Here is a 22,241-nt window from a genome sequence, read left to right as displayed (position 1 = left end):
GGGCGCGCCTCGGTGCGGCGGGAACAGCACCTCGGGTACGACGGGAACGCGTCCCTGGCCGTGCACGTGAGGCGATGCGGGGAAGCCGGGCGGCCGGTCGGAATCGACGGCGTATCGGCGAGAGAGAAATGAACGGCACCGGCGCCTGAACGAAGAGGCGTACACAAGTGCTGCGGCTACCGTACCACCGCGGTGGCCGGCCCGACAGTGACCCGCCTCTCGGCGGTCACTCGGAAGGGTCAACGCCCCGGTAGGACGGCCTATTCCCGCGCGCCGGCCGCCGGGCATCGCCGCTGCGGTGTGCGGTGTGCGGTGTGCGGTGTGCGGTGTGCGGTGTGCGGTGTGGGGCACGGGGCACGGGGCACGGGGCACGGGGCGCGTGCGGTGTCGGGCCGGCGGTGGCGCACCTACGCTGAACGGACGGCCTTCGAGCAGCAGCGCGCAGGACCCGTCGAACCGCTCAGAGCATCCGAGGTGAGGACATGACCACGATCGCCGTCATCGGGGCGGGCCCCGGTCTGGGCGCGGCCGTCGCCCGCCGGTTCGGCCGCGAGGGCTTCGCCGTCGCCCTCGTCTCACGGAACCAGGAGCGGGTGGACGCGCTGGCCGCCGGACTCGCGGGCACGGGCGTCACGGCGGGCGGTTTCGCCGCCGACGTCCGCGACCCCAAGGCGCTCACGGCCGCCCTGGCCGCCGCGGCCGAGACGCTCGGCCCCGTCGAGGTGCTCCAGTACAGCCCCGTCCCGCACCCGGACTACATGCGGCCGGTGCTGGAGACCCGCCCCGACGACATGATCGGACCGATCGAGTTCTCCCTCTACGGATGCGTCGCGGCCGTGCGGCAGGTACTGCCCGGGATGCGCTCGCTCGGCCGGGGCACCGTCCTGCTGGTCAACGGCGGCAGCGCCGTGATCCCGCACCCCGAGCGAGCGGGCACGTCGGTCGCCTTCGCCGCCGAGAGCGCCTACGGCCATCTGCTGCACGACACCCTCGCCCCCGACGGCATCCACGTCGGGCAGCTCGTCATCCCCGGCGCCATCAGCGCCGGACACCCCCGCAAGGACCCGGACGCCCTGGCCGAGACCCTCTGGGCCATGCACCAAGACCGCCACGGCTTCCGGCACTTCGCCGACGACCTGGACGGCTGACCTCAGGCCCTGTCCCCGGCGCGGTCCGCCCGGTGACGCCCGAAAGTGCCCGGGGGTGCTGCGCCCGCCGCCCCGAGCGGACACAATCGGTCGTCGTACGGCGCCGCGTGTGCCGTACGACCGTCAACTCGGCCGCGCAGCAAGGAGACTTCGGTGGACAACCCGTCCCGCACGCCCCATCGCCTGGACCCGGCCGGCGGCTGCCCGCACGCCGACAACGCACGGCTGCTCGCCCAAGGCGCCGTCGCCACGGTCCTGTTGCCCGGCGAGGTGGAGGGCGTGGCGGTGCTCGGGCACGAGGCGCTGCGGGAGTTCCTCGCGCACCCCGACGTCGCGAAGGGCGCCGAGCACTTCACGGCCCTGCGCGAGGGACGCGTCACCGCCGGCTGGCCGCTGCTGACCTTCGCCACCGTGCGGGGGATGACGACCGCGGACGGCGACGACCACCGGCGGCTGCGGTCCCTGGTCAGCAAGGCCTTCACCACCCGAAGGGTCGAACAACTCCGGCCACGGATAGTGAAACTGACGGATCGTCTGCTCGACGACCTGGACGCGGCGGCGCGCGACGGCGGGGGAGTGGCCGACCTGCGCCGGCACTTCGCGCTGCCGCTGCCGATGGGCGTCATCGGCGAACTCCTCGGAGTCGACGCCGAGCACCTCGACCGGCTCCACCACCTCTCCAACCAGGTCGTCGCGACCGACATCGGCCCGGAGCAGGTCGTCGCCGCCAACCGCGAACTCGTCGCCGTGCTCGCCGCGGTGGCCGCCGCACGCGCCGAGAACCCCGGCGACGACCTCACCAGCGCGCTGATCGCCGCCCGCGACGAGGACGGCGACCGGCTCAGCCAGCAGGAACTCATCGGCACCCTCGTCCTCATGATCATCGCCGGGCACGAGACCACCCTGAACCTGATCACCAACGCCGTACGCGCGCTCTGCGGACACCGGGACCAGTTGGAGTCGGTCCTGCGGGGCGAGGCGGACTGGGCCGACGTCGTCGAGGAGACGCTGCGCTGGGACGCGCCGGTGAGCTACTTCCCCTTCCGCTACCCCGTACGGGACCTGACGCTCGACGGCACCGTCATCCCCCAGGGCACACCGGTGCTCGCCGGCTACTCGGCCGCCGGACGCGACCGGGCCGCGCACGGGCCGGACGCCGACCGCTTCGACGTCACCCGCGCCCGCAGGCCCGGCGCCACCCGCCACCTCTCCCTCGGGCACGGCGCGCACTACTGCCTCGGCGCCCCGCTCGCCCGCATGGAGGCCACCATCGCCCTGGAACGGCTCTTCACCCGCTTCCCCCACCTCGACCTCGCCGTGCCCGAGACGGAGCTGACCCGGCACGCCAGTTTCGTCGGGAACAGCGTCCGGGCCCTTCCGGTACGGCCGCGCGCCTGACCCCGCTGACCTGGCACTTTCCCCGTTCCCCCGGGACTTTCGGGCCGCCGTGTGCGTACCGGCGGCCCGGCGCCGGAAAATTTCCGCGCCCGCTGTCGATCCGCCGCGACCCCGTTCGTCGGTGGGGTGTAGGAAGCAACTGAGCACCGGGAGGAACCATGAAGTACATGCTGCTCGTCTGCGGCGGCGGAGACGACACCGAGGTCCCCGCCGAGGTGGAGCCCGTCGAACCCTGGGTGGAGGAACTGAGCGCCGAGCGCGAGGTGCGGCTGCACGGCCACCGGCTGCGCCCGCCCACCGACGCGGTGACGATCCGGGTCCGCGGCGGCGAGGTGCTGCGCACCGACGGCCCCTTCGCCGAGACCAAGGAGTACATCGCCGGGTTCGACGTCCTGGAGTGCACCGGCATCGAGGAGGCCATCGCCGCCGCCGCGCGGCACCCCGTCGCGGCCGTCGGCGCCATGGAGATCCGCGCGTTCTGGGACGAGGAGGACGCCGGGACCGCGATCCGCCGCCTCGACGCCGAGCTGACCGAGGCCGCCCGCGAGCGCGACGTCGAACGCGCGATGGCCTGCTACGCCCCGGACGTCGAGGTCTTCCACTCCGCGACCGGCGGGGAGCAGAGCGGCGTCGACGCCCTCCGCAAGGCCGAGGAACTCCGCCTCTCCACGATCGCCGGCCCCGTCGAGCGCGAGGTGTCCGGCTTCCGCCTCCGCGTCGACGAGAGCGTCGCCTTCAGCCACGCCCTGGTCCGCACGCGCGCCACGCTCGCCGACGGCGGCACACTGGACACCACGGAACGCGTCACCACCGGGTACCGGGAGGCGGGCGACCGCTGGCAGATCGTCCACCAGCACAGCTCGGTCCCGGCCGGCCACGGAGCCGAGGAGGTCCGGCCGTGAAGTACGCCCTGTTCATCTGCACACCCGTCGGCGGCGAGGAGGCGAGCCCCGAGCAGATCGCGGCCGACCCCCGCTTCGCCTCGTACATCGAAGAGGTCCGCGGCCGGGACATCGTGAAGGGCGGAGCCCGGCTGCGGCCGGCCTCCGACGCCACCACCGTCCGCGTCCAGGGCGACGAAGTCCTGCTCAGCGACGGGCCGTTCGTCGAGTCCAAGGAGTACGTCGCGGGCATCGACTTCATCGAGGTCGCCGATCTCGACGAGGCCATCTCCCTCGCCTCCCGCCATCCGGCCGCGCTCGGCGGCGGATCGGTGGAGGTGCGGCCGGTCTGGGAGTGAACGACGACGTCGAGAAGGCGGTCGCCGCCGCCTTCCACGAGGAATGGGGCCAGGTCGTCGCCACCCTCATCCGGGTGACCGGCGACTGGGACCTCGCCGAGGAGTGCGCCCAGGACGCCTTCACCCAGGCCCTCAACCGGTGGCGGCGCGACGGAGTGCCGCGCCGCCCCGGCGCCTGGCTGACCACGACCGCGCGTCACCGCGCCCTGGACGTACTGCGCCGGGAAGCGGTCGGCGCGCGGAAACTGCGGGAGGTGGCGTTGCTGGCGCGAGACGACGGGCCAGGCGGCCCGGAGGCCGGGGACGGCAGCGGCGTCGAGGACGACCGGCTGCGGCTGATCTTCACCTGCTGCCATCCCGCCCTGCCCATCGAGGCCCGGGTGGCGCTCACCCTGCGCACCCTGGCCGGGCTGACCACGCCCGAGATCGCCCGGGCCTTCCTCGTCCCCGAGGCGACCATGGCCCAGCGTCTGGTGCGCGCCAAACGCAAGATCCGCAACGCCGGCATCCCCTACCGCGTACCGCCCGCGCATCTGCTGCCCGAGCGCACAACCGGTGTCCTCGGCGTGCTCTACCTGCTCTTCAACGAGGGGTACGCGGCCACCGCCGGCGCCGACCTGCTGCGCACCGGCCTGTGCGCCGAGGCGATCCGGCTCGCCCGCGTCCTGGCCCGGCTCATGCCCGACGAGCCCGAAGTCCTGGGCCTGCTCGCGCTGTTGCTGCTGCACGACGCCCGGCGCGGCACGCGCGTCGACACGGCCGGCGACCTCGTCACCCTGGAGGACCAGGACCGTACCGCCTGGGACCGGACCGAGATCGACGAGGGCGCCGCACTCCTGGAGACCGCACTGCGCCGGGGCCGCCCCGGGCCGTACCAGATCCAGGCCGCCATCGCCGCCTGCCACACCACCGCGCCGACGGCCGCGGCCACCGACTGGGCCGACATCGCCGCCCTCTACGGCGAACTCCGGCGCTTCGTGCCCTCGCCCGTCGTCCGGCTCAACCGGGCGGTCGCCGTCGGCATGGCCGAGGGGGCCGACGCCGGACTCGCGCTCGTCGCGGAACTGGAGGACGAGGGGGACCTGGCCGCGTACCACCTGCTGCCCGCCACCCGCGCGGACCTGCTGCGGCGCGCCGGCCGTACGGAGGAGGCCGCCGGCGCGTACGAGCGGGCCCTCGGCCTGGTGGAGAACGCGGCCGAGCGGCGCTTCCTGGAGAAACGCCTCGCGGAGTGTCGATCCGGCTAGGGCGTCTTCGTCGGTGGGGTGAAGGCGCCTCCCGGCTCGTCGGCCGGGAGGCGGCTGTACCGCCCACCGGCCACCAGGAGGACCCGATGACCACCCCAGCGACCGCGTCCCCACCAGCCGGCGTGACCGGACCGCGCGCTCTGTTCGCGCGCCGGTCACGTCACCGGACCGTCCGCCCCGCCCCCGTGGACCCGGCCCGGGAGGCGGGGCGGACGGAACCCGGCACGCCGGACGTCTGGCTCGCCGGACTGCGCCTCGGCGGCTGACCGGAGCCCCTCTCCCCGTTGCCCGCCGCCAGTTGCCCGCCGCCCGCCGGCGCCGGCGGCGGGGCGGGAGATCGGCGCCCCGTGCCGCGTCCGCTGCCCCTAAGCTCGGCGAGATGTTCTCCCCGCAAGGACCCACCCTCCGCGAACTCACCGTGCAGGCCCTGTCGTCCATCGAGCACGGCTACGACCTGCTGGCACCCAAGTTCGATCACACACCCTTCCGGACCCCGGACGCGGTCCTCGACGCGGTCGGACGCGCCCTGGAGCCGCTCGGGCCGTTCACCGCCGGGCTCGACCTGTGCTGCGGCACCGGGGCGGGCATGGAGGTCCTGCGGGAGCTGTGCCGGGAGAGCGTCACCGGCCTCGACATCAGCGCCGGCATGCTCACCGTCGGACGGCGCCGGCTCGCCTCCGACGGGCCGCCGGACCCCGCCACGAACGGCGCCTCGCCCCCGGTGTCCTGGGTGCGGGGCGACGCCCGGGCGCTGCCCTTCACGTCCGCGTTCGACCTGGTCGTGAGTTTCGGCGCGTTCGGGCACTTCCTTCCCCGCGAACTGCCCGGTCTGTTCGCCGGGGTCCACCGCGCGCTGCGGCCCGGCGGACGCTTCACCTTCCCGGTCGCCGCGCCACCGCGACCCGGCTCGCCCTGGTACTGGGCGCTGCTCGGCTTCGACTCGGCGATGCGGGTGCGCAACGCTCTCCTGCGCCCGACGTTCGTCATGTACTACCGCGCGTTCCGCCTCGCCGACGTGCGGCGGGAGCTGGCGCGGGCCGGATTCCGTACGGAGCTGTACGCGCTGCCCGAGTTCGGCCGCCGCGCGGACGGCAGCCCCCGGGCCCGCCTGGTCGTGGCGACCCGCCCAGGCCCGCCGGACGCCCCGGCGGCGCCCACCGACGGGGTGTGACGTCCGCCGACCGCACCGGCCCGCCGAGAAGAGATGAGATGAGATGAGATGAACGGCGGCCCCCGGCCGTGAGTGCTCCGGGGACCGCCGTTCACACCGACAAGACGTCGATCACCGTGCCGTACGCCGGATCAGACGAAGCGGCCGATCAGACGAAGCGGCGGACGAACTCCAGGGCCGTATCGGCGACTTCCTGCCAGCCGTGGTCGATGGTCAGCGCGTGTCCCCGGTTCTTGATCTCGGTGATCTCGGTGACGCCGGGGTTGTGCTGCTGCTTCTTGTAGGCGCCGTTGGCGACCGCCCACGGCACGGTGTGGTCCTTCTCGCCGGAGATGATCAGCAGCGGCCCGCGGTCCGGGTTCTCGGTGTCGACCTTGGCCTCGGTCCAGGGGTTGACGTTGGCCGTGGCCGCCTGGAACAGCGGAGCGCCGGGCGCGGGCACGGCGAAGGTGTCGTACAGCTCCCTCGCCTCCTCATCCGTGACCGCGTTGGCGAAGCTGTAGCGGAACTGCTCGTAGGTGAGGGGGACCGCCCGGTTCCGGTTGGCCGGGTTGCCGAGGACCGGGGCGGACGCGCGCAGGGAGGAGATCGGCAGCGGCAGCACGCCACGGAACGGCGCCGGGTCGATCGCCACGGAGACGGCGGCCCTGCCCCGGCCGGCGAGGATCTGGGCGAGGAGGCCGCCGAACGAGTGACCGACGATGGCGGGCTTCTTCGCCAGGCCGGAGACAAGCCCCTCCAGATGGTCGGCCACCTGGCCCACCGTCTTGCCCGCGAACACCTCGGGACGGGCGTTGGCCTCCTCGACCGTGTCCGGGTCGTCGGGCCAGGACAGCTGGACGGGGGCGAGACCGGCCTGCTCGAAGTGGGCCGCCCACCGGTCCCAGCTGCTGGGCAGCAGCCACAGACCGTGGACGAAGACGACGGGGACACGGCCTGTGGCGTTGGCTCGCTCGATCTGTTGTGCGTCGTTGAGGGTCATGGGACCGACGCTAGTCCTCCCGCGCCGTTCCGGGATCGGCCAGACGGCTGCGTTCGTGCTCCCGGACGTCAGGTGTTCACGGCGCGGGCCCCAGCGCGCCCTTCGTCACCACGGGCACCGCTCCGGGAGGTCACCCGGCGGCCGGGAGGGTGAACTCGTAGACCAGGGCGTCCTGTTGGGCCTCCACGGTGAGTTCGGTGATCTCCAGCGGGCGGTCGTACTGGTCGTGTACGCGTCGGGTGACCCGCACCGACTGGGGGAGGCGGGTGATGGCGTCGCGGTGGTGCAGGGTCAGGCCCGCCTTGCGCATCCAGTCGTAGGCGCGCGAGAGCTGGGCCGAGGCGTGGCCGTCCGCCCGGCCCCGGTATCGGGCGAGTTCCTCGACCTCGCTCACCGCGATCGCGGAGAAGGACGTCACGGCCGTCCGCAGACCGCTGCCGTCCGCCGCGGCCGACTCGTAGCGGTGGACCAGCGTGGCGCGGCGCGGGGCGAGCCCGAGGGCCTTCGCGTGCTCCGGCGGGGGAGCCTCCCAGGTCACCGTCGCCCGGCGGTGCGCGGGGGACTGCCCGGTGTGCGCTCCGACGGGGAAGTCCAGGGACGGTACGGGTTCCGCGGCGGCGCCGGACAGGGTCGCGTGGCTGCCGCGCCGGTCGGTGGAGACCTGGCCGTCGCGCCGCAGCAACTGCAGCGCCTGGCGTACGGTCTCCCGGCTGACGCCGAACCGGGTCGCCAGCTCCCGCTCTCCCGGCAGTCGTTCACCGGGTGCGACAGACCCGTCCCGCAGCTCGCCGAGGAGCTGGGTGGCGATGCGGGCGTAGAGCGGTTCGTGTTCGGACGGGTGGGTGGTGCGGGCCATGTCCGCGCCTCCTGCTTGGTGACTCGACGTAGCCGTGTGGGCTCATTGCGCCACCACATCTAGCATTGGTCTAAACCACTTGGGAAGAGCGGTCCGGCGGTTCGGCCGGTTTCAGTCCGTATTTCCGGGCCGCGCGGGGTCTCCCGGGAGCGCCTCGTACAGCGCGTCGACGAGCGCCATCTTCCGTGGGTCGTCGGCGAAGTGCGGGCCCATGCGGTTCATCACGTACCCGAGGGAGACCCCCGCCTCCGGGTCGGCGAGCCCGCAGGAACCGCCGAACCCGTCGTGTCCGAAAGCCCTCGGGTTGGGGCCGTACGAGCCGTTGGCCCCGCTCAGCCACAGCCCGAGCCCCACCTCGGTGTCGTGCGCGAAGCCCGCGCCGAGCACCAGGTCGGCACAACCGCCCTGCCCCTCGCGGACCCGCTCGGCCGCCGCCGGGGTGAGCACCTGACGGGAGCCGTAGGTGCCCTTCATCGCGAGGATCCCGTACAGCGCGGCGACCGCCCGGGCCGTCCCGTGGCCGTTGGCGGCCGGGATCTCCGCCGACCGCCACCGCGCGGTGTTCGCCTGCGCGGCGCCGACCGCCGGGTTGGTGAGCGCCGCCACGGCGGCCGGCGCCAACTGGGCGAAGACGGCGGCCTGTTCACTTCGCGAAGCGGCCGGCGGATGCACCAGCTCGGCCGCCCGGCCGGCCTCCTTCTCGGGCAGCCCGATCGTGAAGTCGATCCCGAGCGGCCCGGTCACCTCCCGCTCCAGGAACGCGCCCGGCAGCAGCCCCGACACCCGCCGGACCACCTCGCCGACCAGGAAGCCGAAGGTCAGCGCGTGATAGCCGGACCGGGTCCCCGGCTCCCACCATGGCTCCTGCGCCGCGAGCCGCCGGACGGTCAGCTCCCAGTCGCAGAGCTGCTCGAAGCTGTGCGGCTCGCGCAGCCCCGACAGGCCCGCTCGGTGCGACAGCAGATGCCGCACGAGGACGTCCTGCTTGCCCGCGGCCGCGAACTCCGGCCAGTACGCGGCCACCGGGGCGTCGAGGTCCAGGAGCCCACGGTCCGCCAGGATGTGGGCGCACAGCGCCGTCGGCCCCTTCGACGTCGACCACACGTTGACCACCGTCTCCCGCTCCCAGGGGCGGGTGCGGGCCGCGTCGGACCAGCCGCCCCACAGGTCCACCACGGTCTCCCCGCCGAGCGTCACGGCCACGGCCGCGCCCAGTTCGCCGCGGTCGCGGAAGTTGTCCTCGAACGCGGCGCGTACCGCCGAGAAGCGGGGATCGCAGTGGCCTTCGACCTGGGGGACCGGCTGGGTCATGAGCACTCCGTGACACGTCGGCGGGTGAACCGGCCGGGGGGCCGGGCCCGTTGAACGTACCGACTGGTCGGACCGGAGGGAAGGCGTGCGACGCCCTGACGCCCGCCTCCCCGGCGCGCGGGCGCCCGACCCCGCGAGGCCTGACACCCCGAGGCCCGGACGCGCCGAGGGCCCGGCGTTCCGGGGGTCGGCGTTCCGGGGGTCTGGCGTCTGGCGTTGCGAGGCGCCCGGCTCCTTCGGCTCCGACCCCCGCCGGCTCAGATGTGCGCGGGCAGCCAGTCCAGTTGGGCGGCGTGCTGGTAGGGGCCGCCGCCCTCGTGGTCGTTGAAGTCGTACACCTCGATCCGCTTCGGCTCGGCCGCCCAGGCGTTGTACGCGGCGAAGACCGTCGAGGGCGGGCAGGTCTGGTCCTCCAGGGCCACCGAGAACAGCGCGGGTGCCCGGCCGCGCGCCGCGAAGTGCACCCCGTCGAAGTACGACAGCGTGCGCAGCACCCGCTCGGTGCGCCCGCGGTGGGTCTTCAGGTAGTTGCCGATCTCCCGGTACGGCAAGCGGTCCGTCACCACCATGGCCCGCGGGAAGTCGCACAGGAACGGCACGTCGGTCAGGACCGCCGCGAGGTCCGGCACCAGCCCGCCCACCGCGATCGCGACGCCGCCGCCCTGGCTCTCGCCCCGCGCCGCGACACGCGAGGCGTCGACCAGCGGATGCGTACGGGCCGCCTCCACGGCCCGCACCGCGTCCGTGAACAGGCGGCGGTAGTAGTAGGTCCCGGGGTCCTCGACACCGCGGGTCATGAAACCGGGGAAGGCCGGCCCGCTGCCCACCGGGTCCGGGGTGTCACCGCCGCCCCAGGCACTGGCCTGGCCGCGCGTGTCCATCACGAAGTGCGCGTACCCGGCCGAGGCCCACAGCAGATGCGTGTGCGCGAGTCCCCGGCCGCCGCCGTATCCGAGGAACTCGACCACCGTCGGCAGCGGCGCGTCCGCCCCCGACGGCACGGTCAGCCAGCCCTTGACCGGGTGCCCGCCGAACCCGGCGAACGTCACGTCGTGCACCCGCACGGTCCTGAGCGGAGTCTCCAACGGCTCGAAGCGGGCGCCGAGTTCGTGCGCTCTGGCCTCCTGGAGCGTCTTCGCCCAGAAGGCGTCGAAGTCCTCGGGTTCCGTGGCGGCGCCGCGGTAGGTGCGGAGTTCGTCCACGGGGAGGTCGAACAAGGCCATCGAGGACCACCTTTCGGTGTGCGGGGCGCGGACGATCACACCGTACGTGCGGTCCTGGAGGCTCCCCACGATCTCGCGGGGCGTCGGCCGGCTCCGGTCCGCTCCGCCATGTCCGAGGTCAGTCGGAGCGCCCTGTCCGCCACGCCCGCGGTCGGGCGGTGTGCCGTGGCCGCCGCCGCGCCGGAGGTCGGGCCGTGTGCCTGGTCCGCCGGGCCGGGGGCCAGGCGGTGTGCCGGGTCCGCAGGGTCCGCCGCGCCCGAGATCAGGCCGTGCGCCGGGTCCAGCCGGGTTCGGTCAGCGCCCAGTCGCGTGCCCACTCCTCCAGCCGTCGGCGTTCGGCGGCCCGGCGCAGCGCCAGCCGGGTGACGAGGACGGCGAGGACCACGCCGAAGGCGGTGAACAGCCCCACGGCCAGGGCGCGTTGCCAGATCGCCGAGGTGGTCGACGGCGCGCGTACGATCCGGTCCCGGGCGTCCGTCCAGATGTCGACGCGCGCCCCGCCCCGCACACCCGCGGGCACCCGCACGAGGTCCGTACGCGCCTTGCCGTCCGGTCCGGTCCAGCGGACCAGCGCGGGGAAGGAGCGCTGGACGCCACCCGGCGTCGCGGGCACCGCCGCCGGGGTGTCGGCCACCAGGACGGCCCGCACCTGGCGCAGGGTCGCCCGCTGCGCGGCCGCCTCGGCACGGGCCGCCTCGTACGACCACCACCCGGTGGCGGCGCCGGCCAGCGGCGCGCCGACGAACAGCAGGACACCCACCAGGAGTACGCACCACGCCTCGACGGCGTCACAGCGACGCCGCAGGGAGTTGCGGCGCCAGCGCCAGCCGAGCACCCGGGTTCGCATGTCCCCTCCTCACTGCCGCGCGCCGTCGCGGACGCCCGCCGGACAGGCCTTCGCACCGCACCGGTCGGCCTCTCCCGTGACTACCGCGCCGGACGCCGGAAGTCCACCATCGCGCCGAATTCCGACGCCGTACGACTGATCCGCGCCCATCGTGGAACCCGCGTACCCCCGCGTCGGTCGAACAGGAGCCCCGATGACGTGACTCCGGCCGCCTCCGCCGAGACACCCGTGCAACCCGGCTGCCCCGCCGCCGGTCGGATACACCTGCCCGCCGACGGCCCCGGTCATGCCGTGCGGCCCCGCCGGAACACGGCCGGGGACCGGCGTCGCGCGACCGGCCGGCCGTCGCGCGGCCGGCCGGCGCGGGCCGGTCACCGGGGACGGCGGACACCCACCGGTCGACCACGCGTGAACCACTGGACACGATCGACCACCAGAGACGAGAGGCAGCAGAATGAACCCCGGCACCCGCACCATCACCGTGGGGATCGACGGCTCGCGCGCCAGTCTGGACGCGGCCGACTGGGCGGCCCGCGAGGCCGGACGACGCCGGCTCCCGCTGCGCCTGCTGCACGCGAACCCGCGGCAGTACGTGCCCGTACGCGTCCCGGACGTCGACGTGCCGGCCGGCCGGACCAGGTCCCCGCTCGACCGGGCCGCCATCCAACTCTCCTACGCGCACCCCGCGTTGGACATCGTCGCGCGGGGCGCCGAGAGCCCGGCCGTGCTCGCTCTCATCGAGGCCGCCGCCGCCTCGGAGACCCTGGTGCTCGGCTCCCGGGGCCACACCGACCACACCGGGGCGCCCAGTTGTCCGGCCGGCTCCGTCGCGCTGGCCGTCGCCGCCGGCGCCGAACGGCCGGTGGTCCTCGTCCCCGCCGGTGAACTCCCCGAGGACGAACGGGTTCCCGTGCCGGCCGGTGTCTCGCCGGGCGCGGCGGCGTACCGCCCCGTGGTGCTCGGCCTCGACCTGGAGCGCCCCGCCGGTCCGGTCGTCGGCCACGCCTTCGAGACCGCGGCCTTGCGCGGTGCTCCGCTCCAGGTCGTGCACGCCTGGACGGCGGCTCCGGCGGCCGGCGACCCGAGCGCCGCCGAGCCCGGTGACGCGCCCGACGAGGAGGCCGCCCGGCGGCGCGCCCTCACCGTCGCGCTGGGGCCCTGGCGCCGCCGCTTCCCGGACACCCCGGTCGCCGAACAGGTCGTGCACGGCCGCCCCGGCCACCATCTCCTCGGCGCCTGCGCCGGTGCCGGACTGCTGGTCGTCGGCCGCCGCACGGGCGCGCGCCTGGGCCGCGCGGTGGGGACCCTGATCCACCAGGTCGCCTGCCCGGTCGCGGTCGTCCCCCACGGCTGACGGTCAGGGCCGCTCCTCGCGTGCGCCGCCCGGCCGGGACCCGGGCCGGACGCGGTGATCATTGCGGCCGTATGAACTCTCCCCGCGGCCGGGAATAGCCGCGCCGCGATCATCCTTGCTGCTGAAGCCGACTCCGGTGGTCCGTACACCCACACCGGGTGAGCGGGCCGCGGCGACCGGTGACGACAGCGAGGGAGAGTGAGGGAGCAGATGCCCAAGGCGTACGTCTTCACACGCTACGGAGGCCCGGAGGCCGAGGCCCTGGTGGAGCGGGACCGGCCGAGCCCCGGACCCGGCGAGGTCCTCGTCGCCGTGCGCGCGGCCGGCGTCAACCCGGTCGACTGGAAGCAGCGCACCGGCTACCGCCGCCCCGGCGGGGACGCGCGCCCGCTGCCCGCCGTCTTCGGCAACGAGGTCGCGGGAGTCGTCGTGGAGACCGGCGCGGACGTGACCGGATTCGCCGTCGGGGACGAGGTGTTCGGCAACCCGGTGGACGGCGGATACGCCGAGTTCGCCCTGCTGCCCGTCGCCGTCACCGCCCACAAGCCCGCCGCGTTGTCCTTCACGGACGCCGCCACCCTGCCCGTCGCGGCGGCCACCGCGTACGACGGAGTCCGCCAGCTCGGCCTTCCGGCGGGCGCCACCCTGCTGGTCACCGGCGCGGGCGGCGGAGTCGGCGTCGCGGCCCTCCAGATCGCGCGCGACGCGGGGCTGCGCGGCATCGGGGTCGCGAGCGAGGGCAAGAAGGACTTCGTGGAATCACTCGGCGCCGTCCACGTCCCCTCGGGGCCCGGACTCGCGGAGCGGCTGCGCGCGGCGGCGCCGGCCGGCGTGGACGGGGTGTTCGACCTCGTCGGCGGCGAGACGCTGGAGGACGCGGCGACCGTACTGGAGGACCCGGCGAAGCTGATCACCGGCGCCGACCGGGAGACGGTCGCGAAGCTCGGCGGCTCCCCGGTCGAACGGGCGCGCACCGCGGCCGTACTGGACGAGGTGGGCCGGCTCGCCGCCGAGGGCGGACTGCGCCCCTTCGTCACCCGGACCTTCCCCCTCGAACGCGCGGGCGAGGCGTTGCGCGCCGTCGAGGACGGCCACGCCCGCGGCAAGATCGTGATCGAGGTGGCCGCGTGAGCACCCACCCCCTGGACAACCCGGCCCTCGGGTCCCTCACCGGGCCGCACGCCCACTTCGCCGAACGGCGCGGGCGCGTCCTGCGCTACCCCGTCGACGTGTCGCCCTGGCTGGCGCTCCCCGACGACCCCGGCCCCGACGACTGGGCTGACCTGGCGGCCCTGGTCGGCCCCGGCAGCGAGGCGCCGCTCGCCGGTTACACCGGGCGGACGCCTCAGGGCTGGGAGGTGACGTTCAGCATCGAAGGCGTGCAGCTCGTGGACGACGGACTCGCCGCCGCGCCGGACCCCGAAGCGGTGCGGCTCGGCCCCGCGGACGTCCCGGAGATGCTCGACCTGGTGGAACGCACCCAGCCGGGCCCCTTCCTGCCGCGCACCGTCGAACTCGGCACCTACCTCGGCATCCGCCGGGAAGGCGCCCTGGTCGCCATGGCGGGGGAGCGGCTGCATCCGCCGGGCTGGACCGAGATCAGCGCGGTCTGCACCGACCCCGCCCACCGAGGCGAGGGCCTGGCCAGCCGGCTGATCCTGGCCGTCGCGCACGGCATCCGCGAACGCGGCGAGACGCCCTTCCTGCACACCGGCGCGGGCAACACCAACGCCATCCGGCTTTACGAGTCCCTCGGGTTCCGGCTCCGCCGCACGACCCGCTTCCTGGCCGCGCGCGTCCCGGAACACCTGGACGACGGGCGTGCCGTGGGCGTGGGCTGACCTCGCCCGGCTCAGCCTTCCGGCTCAGCCTTCCGGCTCAGCCTTCCGGCTCAGCCTTCCGGCTCCGCCGGGTCCGCGCTCGCGGCGTTGTAGCGCAGCAGATACGTGGCGAAACGGGCTAGGTCCTCCTCGGGCCAGCCCGTCAGCCGCTCCTGGAACGCCACCCGCCGGCTGCGGGTCACCTGGGCCAGGATCTCGGTGCCCGTGCCGGTCAGATGCAGCACCTGAACCCGGTGGTCCTCGGGGTCCGTCCGCCGCTCGATCAGCCCGGCCCGCTCCAGCGCCGCCACCTGCCGGCTCACCGTCGACTTGTCCAGCGCGTAGTGCGCGGCGAGGTCGGTGGCCCGGCAGCCGCCGACCTCCTCCAGATGCCCGAGCAGGGTGTACGAGACCAGGGACAGCTCGGGGTGCATCCGGCCCGCCGAGGCGCGCGCCCGCCGAGCGAACGCCGTCATCTCGCGCTGGATCGTCTCCACGGCCGCGTCGGCGGTCATCGCGCCGGGTGCCGTGCTGTGCCGAGTCGCGTCGGCGGTCGGTCCGTGGGGCGCCCCGGGGTCCCAAGTCGCGTCGGCGGTCGGTCCCTCGGACGCCTCGGTGTCCCAAGTCGCCTCGGCGGTCGGGCCGTCGGGTGCTCCGGTGTCCCGCACCTGCCCGGCCCTCGTCCCGCCCGGCGCCCCGCCGTCGCGCGCCGCGTTCCCCGGCGCTCCGCCCTGCGTATCGGACGGCATCCCGGTGGTGACAACGGTCTCATCGGAGGCTTCGGCTGCCATCACGGGACCTCCCTTCCCAGTCCTGGTTGTATAGTACAACTGGATAGAGAGTTGTATATGCCAACCAAAGGAGACCGCGTGCTCACCGGCCTGCGCTCACCCGCCCTGCGCCATGTGCTCACGCACCTGGTCACCCCGCTGCTGATGTGTCTCGGCATGGGGCTGGCCTACATGGGCGCGTTCGTGACGCCGGAGCCCCACCACCTTCCCGTCGCCGTCGTCGGCACGGGCCCCGAGACCAAGGCCTTCGCGCAGACGGTCAAGGACCGGGCGGGGGACGAGCTTGACGTCCGTACCGTCGCCGACCGCGCGGAGGCGGTGCGTCTGCTCACCTCCCGTGACATCACCGGCGCCTATGTGCCGAGCGCCAAGGCGCCCGAACTCGTCGTCGCCACCGCCGCCTCCGACATGGGCGCCACCGCCGTCGAGCGGGTCTTCACCCCGGTCGCCGCGCGGCAGGGCCTGCCCCTGAAGGTCACCGACGTCGCCGCGCCCGTGGACGACGACCCCACCGGGCAGGGCCTGTTCTTCCTGCTGATCGCGCTGAGCATCGGCTCCTACGCCTCCGTCGCCGCCCTCGGCGCCGCGGGCTCCGGACTGGCCCTGCGCGTAAGGGCGTTGCTGGCCGTCGGGGTCTCCGCCGTGGTGAGCGGCATCGGCGCCGCGCTCGCCGGCCCGGTCTTCCACCTCGCGCACCACGACCTCGCCACCGTCTGGGCGATGAGCTGGCTCTACTCGGCCGGCATCCTCTTCGTCGGCGTCGGCCTCCACACCTTCCTCAAGCGGTGGACCACGCTCGCGATGATGGTGCTCTTCGTGATGCTCAACTTCACCAGCTCCGGCGGGTTGTTCCGGCCCGAGCTTCAGAACGGCTTCTTCGGCGCCCTGCACTCCTTCTGGAACGGCGCGGGCTTCGTGGAGGGCGTCCGCAGCCTCCTCTACTTCGACGGCGACGGCCTGGCCGGCAACGTGGTCACCCTCGTCGGCTGGCTGCTGGCCGGCCTGCTGGTGACGGCGGTCGCCGGTGCCGTCGAGCGGACGCGTGGCCGGCACGCCGTGCGGCCCGCCGCCGTGGCTGAGCAGCCCGGATCGTCGGCACCCCGCGCGACCGAGAGCGCCGAGGAACTGCGAGAAGACCGGCGAGAAGTGCGCCGGGAGGAGCGTCGGCAAGCGGACGAAGAGGAACTGGAGGAGGAGTTGGAGGAGTCGGTCGGGGTCTGACCGTTGACGTGCCGGGCGGTCCTGTAGGGTGGCCGTCCCGGCCGCCGAGCGTCGCCGCCGGACGGACCGCCGAGGAGGTGAGACCCATTACCGCTGTGTCAGGTCGGGTGCTCTCCTCCGCGAACGACACGGCCACCGCCTCCAGGTGACCGTGAGAGCGCCCTTCGGTTCTTCGAAAGGCCCTCGGCTTCATGCCTCTTCTCTCTTCTGACGGTTCCGGTTCCGCGCTTCCCGGCACCGCCATGGACGCCGTGATCGCCGCCCTCCGCTCCGCCGGCTGTGTCTTCGCCGAGGACGAGGCGGAACTGATCCTCGCCACCGCCCGCACCCCGGACGAGGTCGCCGCCATGGTGGACCGGCGCGTCGCCGGGCTCCCCCTGGAACACGTCCTCGGCTGGGCGCAGTTCCACGGTCTGCGGATCGGACTCGAACCCGGCGTGTTCGTGCCCCGCCGGCGCACCGAGTTCCTGGTCGACCAGGCCGTGTCGCTCGCGCCCGGCGCCTCCCTCGTCGTGGACCTGTGCTGTGGCTCGGGCGCGGTCGGCGCCGCACTGGCCGCCTGTCTCGACGGTCCCGAGCTGCACGCCTCCGACATCGACCCGGCCGCGGTCCGCTGCGCCCGCCGCAACGTCGCCCCGTACGCCGGCCACGTCCACGAGGGCGACCTCTTCGCCGCCCTGCCCGGCACCCTGCGCGGCCGGGTCGACATCCTGGCGGCGAACGTGCCGTACGTCCCCACCGACGAGGTCGGACTACTGCCGCCCGAGGCCCGCGACCACGAACCCCTGGCCGCGCTCGACGGCGGCGCAGACGGGCTCGACCTCGTGCGCCGGGTCGCCCGGGAGGCGCCGCGCTGGCTCGCCCCCGGGGGCTGCCTGCTCGTGGAGACCAGCGAACACCAGGCCGCAACCGCCGTCGAGACCTTCGCGAGCGCCGGCCTGATCGCCCGGCTCACCGTCTCCGAGGAGGGCTGGGCCCACGTCGTGGTGGGCGTGAGGCCTGACGGTACGGCCGCCGGGTTCACGGAGCACCGGAGCCCGCCGGCATGACCGCTCGCACCCGGCGGCGCTGACCGCGGGGCCGCGCTCCCTGATCCTTCTCGGCGGCGACGGCGGAGGCGGACACCAGCGTCGCGGCGGTGAGGCTGCCCCACAGGGCGGCCTCACCGTGCGAGGCGAGGGCGGTGACGACCGCCGGGGAGACGGCGAGCCCGAAGCCCGTGGAAAGCTGGAAGCGGGCGAGGGCGCGACCGAGGACATGGGCCGGGGCGAGGGCGGTGACCAGCGCGGTGGCGCTGCCCGCGTAGAGGATCTCCCCGACGGTGCAGACCACCGACACCGCGGCGACGGCCGGGGCGCCCCAGCCGTGCCCCAGCGAGGTCGCCGCGAGGAAGCCGAGGTAGGACGCGGCGAGCACCCCGCCGGCGAGAGCCAGCACGGTCCGCCGGGAGAAGCGGGACATCAGGACGGTGACCGGAACCTGCAAGGTGACCACCAGCACGGTGTTCGCCACGAAGATGGCCGAGGACCACACCGGGGAGGCGTGCAGATGTGTCACCAGGACCAGGGGGAGCGCGACTTCGGGGACGCTGAGGCAGAAGACGTAGACCACGTTGCCCGCCAGCAGCGCACGCATCCGCGGGGCGGGCCCCTCGGTCCCGGCCCCGGCCCCTGCCTCGGCGGCGGCCGGACGTGCGCGCAGGCGCACCGACCACGCCAGGGCCGCCGCCGCGAGATAGGCGAGCCCGGTGACGGCCGCCAGTGCCCGGAGCGCCGTGCTGCCGCCCGCCAGAGACAGGGTGGCGAGCAGGGCGCCCACGCCCAGTCCGGCGTTGCGCAGGGCGCGGCCTCCCGCGAGAGCGGCGTCGCGCTCCCGGCCGTGGGCGACCGTGGACACCAGGGCGGCGTGGGCGGCCGGCCACGCCTGGTTGCCGATGCCGAGGAAGAGCGCCGCCGCCGCGAACAGCCCGACGTGTCCCGCCGGGGCGGCAAGCAGCAGCGCCACGCCCAGCACCCGCACCAGCATCGACGCCGCCACGACCGTGCTGCGCGCGCCCCGGTCCAGCCATCGGCCGACCGCCGGCATGCACACCAGACCGGCGACGGCGCCGGCCGTCATGGTCACGCCGGTGACCGGCGCGGACAGCCTCAGCACCAGCACTCCGTAGAGCAGCAGAAAGGGCCGCAGCAGACCGGTGCCGAGCGCGTCCACGGCCAGGGCGACGGCATAGCGGGGGCCTCCGGAGGCCCGGACGAGGGCGCGCGGCTGGATCTTGACAGTGTTTGGCATGTCGCCCACCGTGCGGTCCGCCCCCAGGGCCGGCCACCTGGGTTGACGGACACCGTCAATCGACGCGGGGACCGGCCGTCCTACCGGCCATGCTGAGCAGATGACGTTGAGGATAGACATCACCGGCCTGCCGCCCGGACGGCTGCGGTTCGCCGCCTCCCCGCTGGCCGAGCTGACCGCGATGCTGCACGTGCTGGCCGAACCCGCGCACCACCCGCAGCTCGCCGGCTGGGCCGGGGACGTCTGGGCCGGGCTGCCCCCGGAGCTGGCCGAGCGGCTCAGGGAATCGGAGTTCCTCTGGCGTTCCTCACGAGCCGACTTCCTGGTCCCCGCCCGCCCCCGGCCCACCCTCGCCGAGGAACTGGACGAGGTGGACCGCATCGACGACGAGACCTATGTGACCGCCGCGCTCATCACCACCTGCGGCAGCAACCGGGTCCGCTTCGCCACGCCGTCACCGCTCGCCGACGCGGCGGCGCGCGAACGGGCCCTGGACCTCGCCCAGGCCCGCGGCGCGCTCCAGGAGGCCTTCGCGGAACGGCTGCTCGCGGACCCGGCCGCCGTACGGGCGCGGGTGCGCGACACCCTCGAACAGTGCGCCGAGGCGTTCTTCGACGCCGCCTGGGCCGGTGTCGCCGTGCGGCTCGCCGGCGACCTGCGGGTGAAGAACGACCTGCTGAAGCGCCAGGGCGCCGGCGCCGCTCTCGCGTCGGTCTCGGGCGCGGTCGCCTTGGCGCCGGACGGCAACCGCATCGTCGTGGACAAGCTCCAGGACATCTCGACCTCCGCGCGGGGCACCGGGGTCACCTTCCTCCCCACCGTCTTCGGCCGTCCGCACCTGGTGGTCGTCTACGCGCCCGGGTGGCAGCCGGTGGTGCAGTACCCGGTGGCCGAGGCGAGCCCCGTGGAGCCGGTGCCGCTGGAGACGGTCACGCTGCGGCTGGAGGCACTCGCCCACCCCGTACGGCTGCGGCTGCTGCGCACCCTGGCCCGCGGCCCGCACACCACCGGCGAGCTGGCCCACGCCTGGGAACTCTCGCCCCCCGAGGTCTCCCGGCACCTCGCCGTGCTGCGCCGCGCCGGGCTGCTCACCGCCCGACGGCGCGGCCGTTACGTCCACTACACCCTCGACGTGCCCGCCATGACGACCCTCGGCACGGACCTGCTGTCGACCGTGCTGCGCTGACCGGGCCTCGCAACGCGCGGCGCCCGAGTGACGCTCCTCATTGTGCAACTAGTTGCACAATGCCCGGCGTGTCGTCTACAACAGACGTACGACACCCCGCACGGAGGGCCCGATGAGCCGTTACCCGCACCTGCTCGAACCGCTGGACCTGGGCTTCACCACCCTGCCCAACCGCGTGCTCATGGGCTCCATGCACGTGGGCCTGGAGGAGGCCGAGCGCGGCTTCGAGCGCATGGCCGAGTTCTACGCCGCCCGCGCGCGCGGCGGTGTCGGCCTGATCGTCACCGGCGGCATCGCCCCCAACGACGCGGGCCGGCCCTACGAGGGCGGCGCCAAGCTGACCACCGAGGCCGAGGCCGACCGGCACGCCCAGGTCACCGCCGCGGTGCACCGCGAGGGCGGCAAGATCGCGATGCAGATCCTGCACTTCGGCCGGTACGCCTACCACCAGGACCTCGTCGCACCGAGCCCGCTCCAGGCGCCGATCAGCCCGTTCCCGCCGCATGAACTCACCGACGCCGAGATCGAGCAAACCATCGAGGACTACGCCCGCGCCGCCCGGCTCGCGCGCCGCGCCGGGTACGACGGCGTCGAGATCATGGGCTCCGAGGGCTACCTCGTCAACGAGTTCATCGCCCTCCAGACCAACCGGCGCGAGGACCGCTGGGGCGGCTCCTACGAGAACCGCACGCGCTTCCCGGTCGAGATCGTCCGCCGCGTCCGCGAGGCCGTCGGCGAGGACTTCGTCATCATCTACCGCCTCTCGATGCTCGACCTGGTGCCCGGAGGCTCCTCGCTCGACGAGGTCGTCACCCTCGCCCGGGCCGTCGAAGCCGCCGGCGCGACGATCATCAACACCGGCGTCGGCTGGCACGAGGCCCGCATCCCCACGATCGCGACCTCGGTGCCGCGCGGCGCGTACGCCTGGGTGACCAAGAAGGTCATGGGCTCCGTCTCGATCCCCCTCGTCACCACCAACCGCATCAACACCCCCGAGATCGCCGAGCAGTTGCTCGCCGACGGCTACGCCGACATGGTCTCGCTGGCCCGCCCGATGCTCGCCGACCCCGACTTCGTCGCCAAGGCGCGGGCCGGGCGCCCGGAGGCCATCAACACCTGCATCGGCTGCAACCAGGCCTGCCTCGACCACACCTTCAGCGGCAAGATCACCTCCTGCCTGGTCAACCCTCGGGCCTGCCACGAGACGGAACTCGTGCTCGCCCCGACCCGGCTGCGCAAGCGCGTCGCCGTCGTCGGCGCCGGACCCGCCGGACTCGCCTGCGCCGTCAGCGCCGCCGAACGCGGCCACGACGTCACGCTGTTCGACGCGGCGGCCGAGATCGGCGGCCAGCTCAACGTGGCCCGCAAGGTCCCCGGCAAGCAGGAGTTCGACGAGACGATCCGCTACTTCCGCACCCAGCTCGAACTGCACGGCGTCGACGTCCGGTTGAACACCCGCGCCACCGCGGACACTCTGGAGCCCTACGAGGAGGTCGTCGTCGCGACCGGCGTCAGCCCGCGCGTCCCCGAGATCCCGGGCGTCGACCACCCGAGCGTCGTCGGCTACCTCGACGTGCTGCGCGACGGCGTCCCCGTCGGCGACCGCGTCGCCATCCTCGGCGCCGGAGGCATCGGCTTCGACGTCGCCGAGTACCTCACCGACAGCGGCGACAAGGCGAGCGAGGACCCGGCGACGTACTTCCGGAGCTGGGGCGTCGACATGGACTACCAGGCGCCCGGCGGTCTCACCGCCCCCGAGCGGCCCGCCCCGCCGCGCACCGTCCACCTCCTCCAGCGCAAGGCCACCAAGGTCGGCGCGGGCCTCGGCAAGACCACCGGCTGGATCCACCGCACCGAGCTGAAGCACCGCGGCGTCACCATGGTCCCGGGCGTCACCTACGACCTGATCGACGACGCCGGACTGCACGTCACCGTCGACGGACACCGCCAGGTCCTGGAGGTCGACACCATCGTGCTGTGCGCCGGCCAGGACCCGCGCCGCGACCTCTACGAGGAGCTGCGCGCCACCGGCCGGGGCGTCCACCTCATCGGCGGGGCCGACGTGGCCGCCGAACTGGACGCCAAGCGCGCCATCAAGCAGGGCACCGAACTCGCGGCGGCTCTCTGACCGGCGGGGCCGCCGCACCGTCCGGCAGC

Annotated in this window: 21 protein-coding genes; 14 read left to right on the top strand and 7 right to left on the bottom strand. The window is 74.3% G+C overall.

Going from position 1 to position 22,241, the window contains the following annotated elements; all coding sequences use genetic code 11:
• Nucleotides 1-482: 482 nt before the first annotated feature.
• The 7 genes from AB0912_RS17655 to AB0912_RS17625 all read left to right on the top strand — a co-directional run bounded on the left by AB0912_RS17655 (nt 483) and on the right by AB0912_RS17625 (nt 6,204).
• The gene (locus AB0912_RS17655) at nt 483-1,148 is read left to right on the top strand and encodes an SDR family NAD(P)-dependent oxidoreductase (protein ID WP_366700565.1); all 666 of its coding nucleotides are present in this window, start codon (nt 483-485) and stop codon (nt 1,146-1,148) included.
• Between the two features lie 153 nt (nt 1,149-1,301).
• Nucleotides 1,302-2,546, top strand: a complete 1,245-nt coding sequence (locus tag AB0912_RS17650; protein ID WP_366700563.1) for a cytochrome P450 — start codon at nt 1,302-1,304, stop codon at nt 2,544-2,546.
• 158 nt (nt 2,547-2,704) lie between these two features.
• Nucleotides 2,705-3,448 carry a nuclear transport factor 2 family protein gene (locus AB0912_RS17645; protein ID WP_366700560.1) on the top strand — a complete coding sequence of 248 codons (744 nt, stop codon included), beginning with the start codon at nt 2,705-2,707 and terminating at the stop codon, nt 3,446-3,448.
• Nucleotides 3,445-3,786 (top strand): YciI family protein, encoded by a 342-nt coding sequence (locus AB0912_RS17640; RefSeq protein ID WP_366700558.1) that lies wholly within the window; start codon nt 3,445-3,447, stop codon nt 3,784-3,786. The genes AB0912_RS17645 and AB0912_RS17640 overlap by 4 nt, the downstream gene beginning before the upstream one ends.
• Nucleotides 3,783-5,033: an RNA polymerase sigma factor gene (locus tag AB0912_RS17635; RefSeq protein WP_366700556.1), complete on the top strand. Its 1,251-nt coding sequence runs from the start codon at nt 3,783-3,785 to the stop codon at nt 5,031-5,033. The genes AB0912_RS17640 and AB0912_RS17635 overlap by 4 nt, the downstream gene beginning before the upstream one ends.
• A gap of 86 nt (nt 5,034-5,119) precedes the next feature.
• Nucleotides 5,120-5,299 (top strand): hypothetical protein, encoded by a 180-nt coding sequence (locus tag AB0912_RS17630; RefSeq protein ID WP_366700554.1) that lies wholly within the window; start codon nt 5,120-5,122, stop codon nt 5,297-5,299.
• Between the two features lie 113 nt (nt 5,300-5,412).
• Complete coding sequence (locus tag AB0912_RS17625) at nt 5,413-6,204, top strand: class I SAM-dependent methyltransferase (protein ID WP_366700552.1); 792 nt, start codon at nt 5,413-5,415, stop codon at nt 6,202-6,204.
• Between the two features lie 148 nt (nt 6,205-6,352).
• On the opposite strand, the gene AB0912_RS17620 is transcribed toward AB0912_RS17625, so the two are convergent.
• From AB0912_RS17620 to AB0912_RS17600, 5 genes are all read right to left on the bottom strand, one after another.
• A complete protein-coding gene (locus AB0912_RS17620) occupies nt 6,353-7,186 on the bottom strand; it encodes an alpha/beta hydrolase (RefSeq protein ID WP_366700550.1) in 834 nt (277 codons plus the stop codon).
• A 130-nt stretch (nt 7,187-7,316) separates the two neighbouring features.
• Entirely contained in the window at nt 7,317-8,042 is a 726-nt protein-coding gene (locus AB0912_RS17615) for a GntR family transcriptional regulator (protein ID WP_366700547.1), read from the bottom strand.
• A 111-nt stretch (nt 8,043-8,153) separates the two neighbouring features.
• A complete protein-coding gene (locus AB0912_RS17610; RefSeq protein ID WP_366700545.1) occupies nt 8,154-9,353 on the bottom strand; it encodes a serine hydrolase domain-containing protein in 1,200 nt (399 codons plus the stop codon).
• A gap of 257 nt (nt 9,354-9,610) precedes the next feature.
• A complete protein-coding gene (locus AB0912_RS17605; protein WP_366700543.1) occupies nt 9,611-10,576 on the bottom strand; it encodes an acetylxylan esterase in 966 nt (321 codons plus the stop codon).
• A 262-nt stretch (nt 10,577-10,838) separates the two neighbouring features.
• Nucleotides 10,839-11,423, bottom strand: coding sequence for a hypothetical protein (locus AB0912_RS17600; protein ID WP_366700541.1), 585 nt, complete (start codon nt 11,421-11,423; stop codon nt 10,839-10,841).
• A 454-nt stretch (nt 11,424-11,877) separates the two neighbouring features.
• On the opposite strand from AB0912_RS17600, the gene AB0912_RS17595 reads away from it, so the two are divergent.
• From AB0912_RS17595 to AB0912_RS17585, 3 genes are all read left to right on the top strand, one after another.
• Nucleotides 11,878-12,777: a universal stress protein gene (locus AB0912_RS17595; RefSeq protein ID WP_366700539.1), complete on the top strand. Its 900-nt coding sequence runs from the start codon at nt 11,878-11,880 to the stop codon at nt 12,775-12,777.
• Nucleotides 12,778-12,987: 210 nt separating this feature from the next.
• Nucleotides 12,988-13,908: an NADP-dependent oxidoreductase gene (locus tag AB0912_RS17590; RefSeq protein WP_366700537.1), complete on the top strand. Its 921-nt coding sequence runs from the start codon at nt 12,988-12,990 to the stop codon at nt 13,906-13,908.
• Entirely contained in the window at nt 13,905-14,618 is a 714-nt protein-coding gene (locus AB0912_RS17585) for a GNAT family N-acetyltransferase (protein ID WP_366700535.1), read from the top strand. Before AB0912_RS17590 ends, AB0912_RS17585 begins: the two co-directional genes overlap by 4 nt.
• A 50-nt stretch (nt 14,619-14,668) precedes the next feature.
• On the opposite strand, the gene AB0912_RS17580 is transcribed toward AB0912_RS17585, so the two are convergent.
• Entirely contained in the window at nt 14,669-15,112 is a 444-nt protein-coding gene (locus AB0912_RS17580) for a MarR family winged helix-turn-helix transcriptional regulator (RefSeq protein WP_366700577.1), read from the bottom strand.
• Between the two features lie 333 nt (nt 15,113-15,445).
• On the opposite strand from AB0912_RS17580, the gene AB0912_RS17575 reads away from it, so the two are divergent.
• A complete protein-coding gene (locus tag AB0912_RS17575; protein ID WP_366700533.1) occupies nt 15,446-16,609 on the top strand; it encodes a hypothetical protein in 1,164 nt (387 codons plus the stop codon).
• A gap of 191 nt (nt 16,610-16,800) precedes the next feature.
• Nucleotides 16,801-17,658 carry a putative protein N(5)-glutamine methyltransferase gene (locus AB0912_RS17570; protein ID WP_366700531.1) on the top strand — a complete coding sequence of 286 codons (858 nt, stop codon included), beginning with the start codon at nt 16,801-16,803 and terminating at the stop codon, nt 17,656-17,658.
• Here AB0912_RS17570 and AB0912_RS17565 read toward each other — a convergent pair.
• The gene (locus AB0912_RS17565) at nt 17,630-18,898 is read right to left on the bottom strand and encodes an MFS transporter (protein ID WP_366700529.1); all 1,269 of its coding nucleotides are present in this window, start codon (nt 18,896-18,898) and stop codon (nt 17,630-17,632) included. The genes AB0912_RS17570 and AB0912_RS17565 overlap by 29 nt on opposite strands.
• A 100-nt stretch (nt 18,899-18,998) precedes the next feature.
• Between AB0912_RS17565 and AB0912_RS17560 the strand changes: the two genes are divergently transcribed.
• Together AB0912_RS17560 and AB0912_RS17555 are read left to right on the top strand one after the other, a co-directional pair.
• Entirely contained in the window at nt 18,999-20,084 is a 1,086-nt protein-coding gene (locus tag AB0912_RS17560) for a helix-turn-helix domain-containing protein (protein WP_366700527.1), read from the top strand.
• 112 nt (nt 20,085-20,196) lie between these two features.
• A complete protein-coding gene (locus AB0912_RS17555) occupies nt 20,197-22,212 on the top strand; it encodes an NADPH-dependent 2,4-dienoyl-CoA reductase (RefSeq protein ID WP_366700525.1) in 2,016 nt (671 codons plus the stop codon).
• Nucleotides 22,213-22,241: the final 29 nt, after the last annotated feature.

The organism is Streptomyces sp. NPDC007084 (assembly GCF_040703595.1).
In the GTDB taxonomy this organism is placed as follows: domain Bacteria; phylum Actinomycetota; class Actinomycetes; order Streptomycetales; family Streptomycetaceae; genus Streptomyces.
The sequence above is the reverse complement of the archived record's forward strand: the minus strand, read 5'-3'. Positions and strand labels throughout refer to the sequence as shown.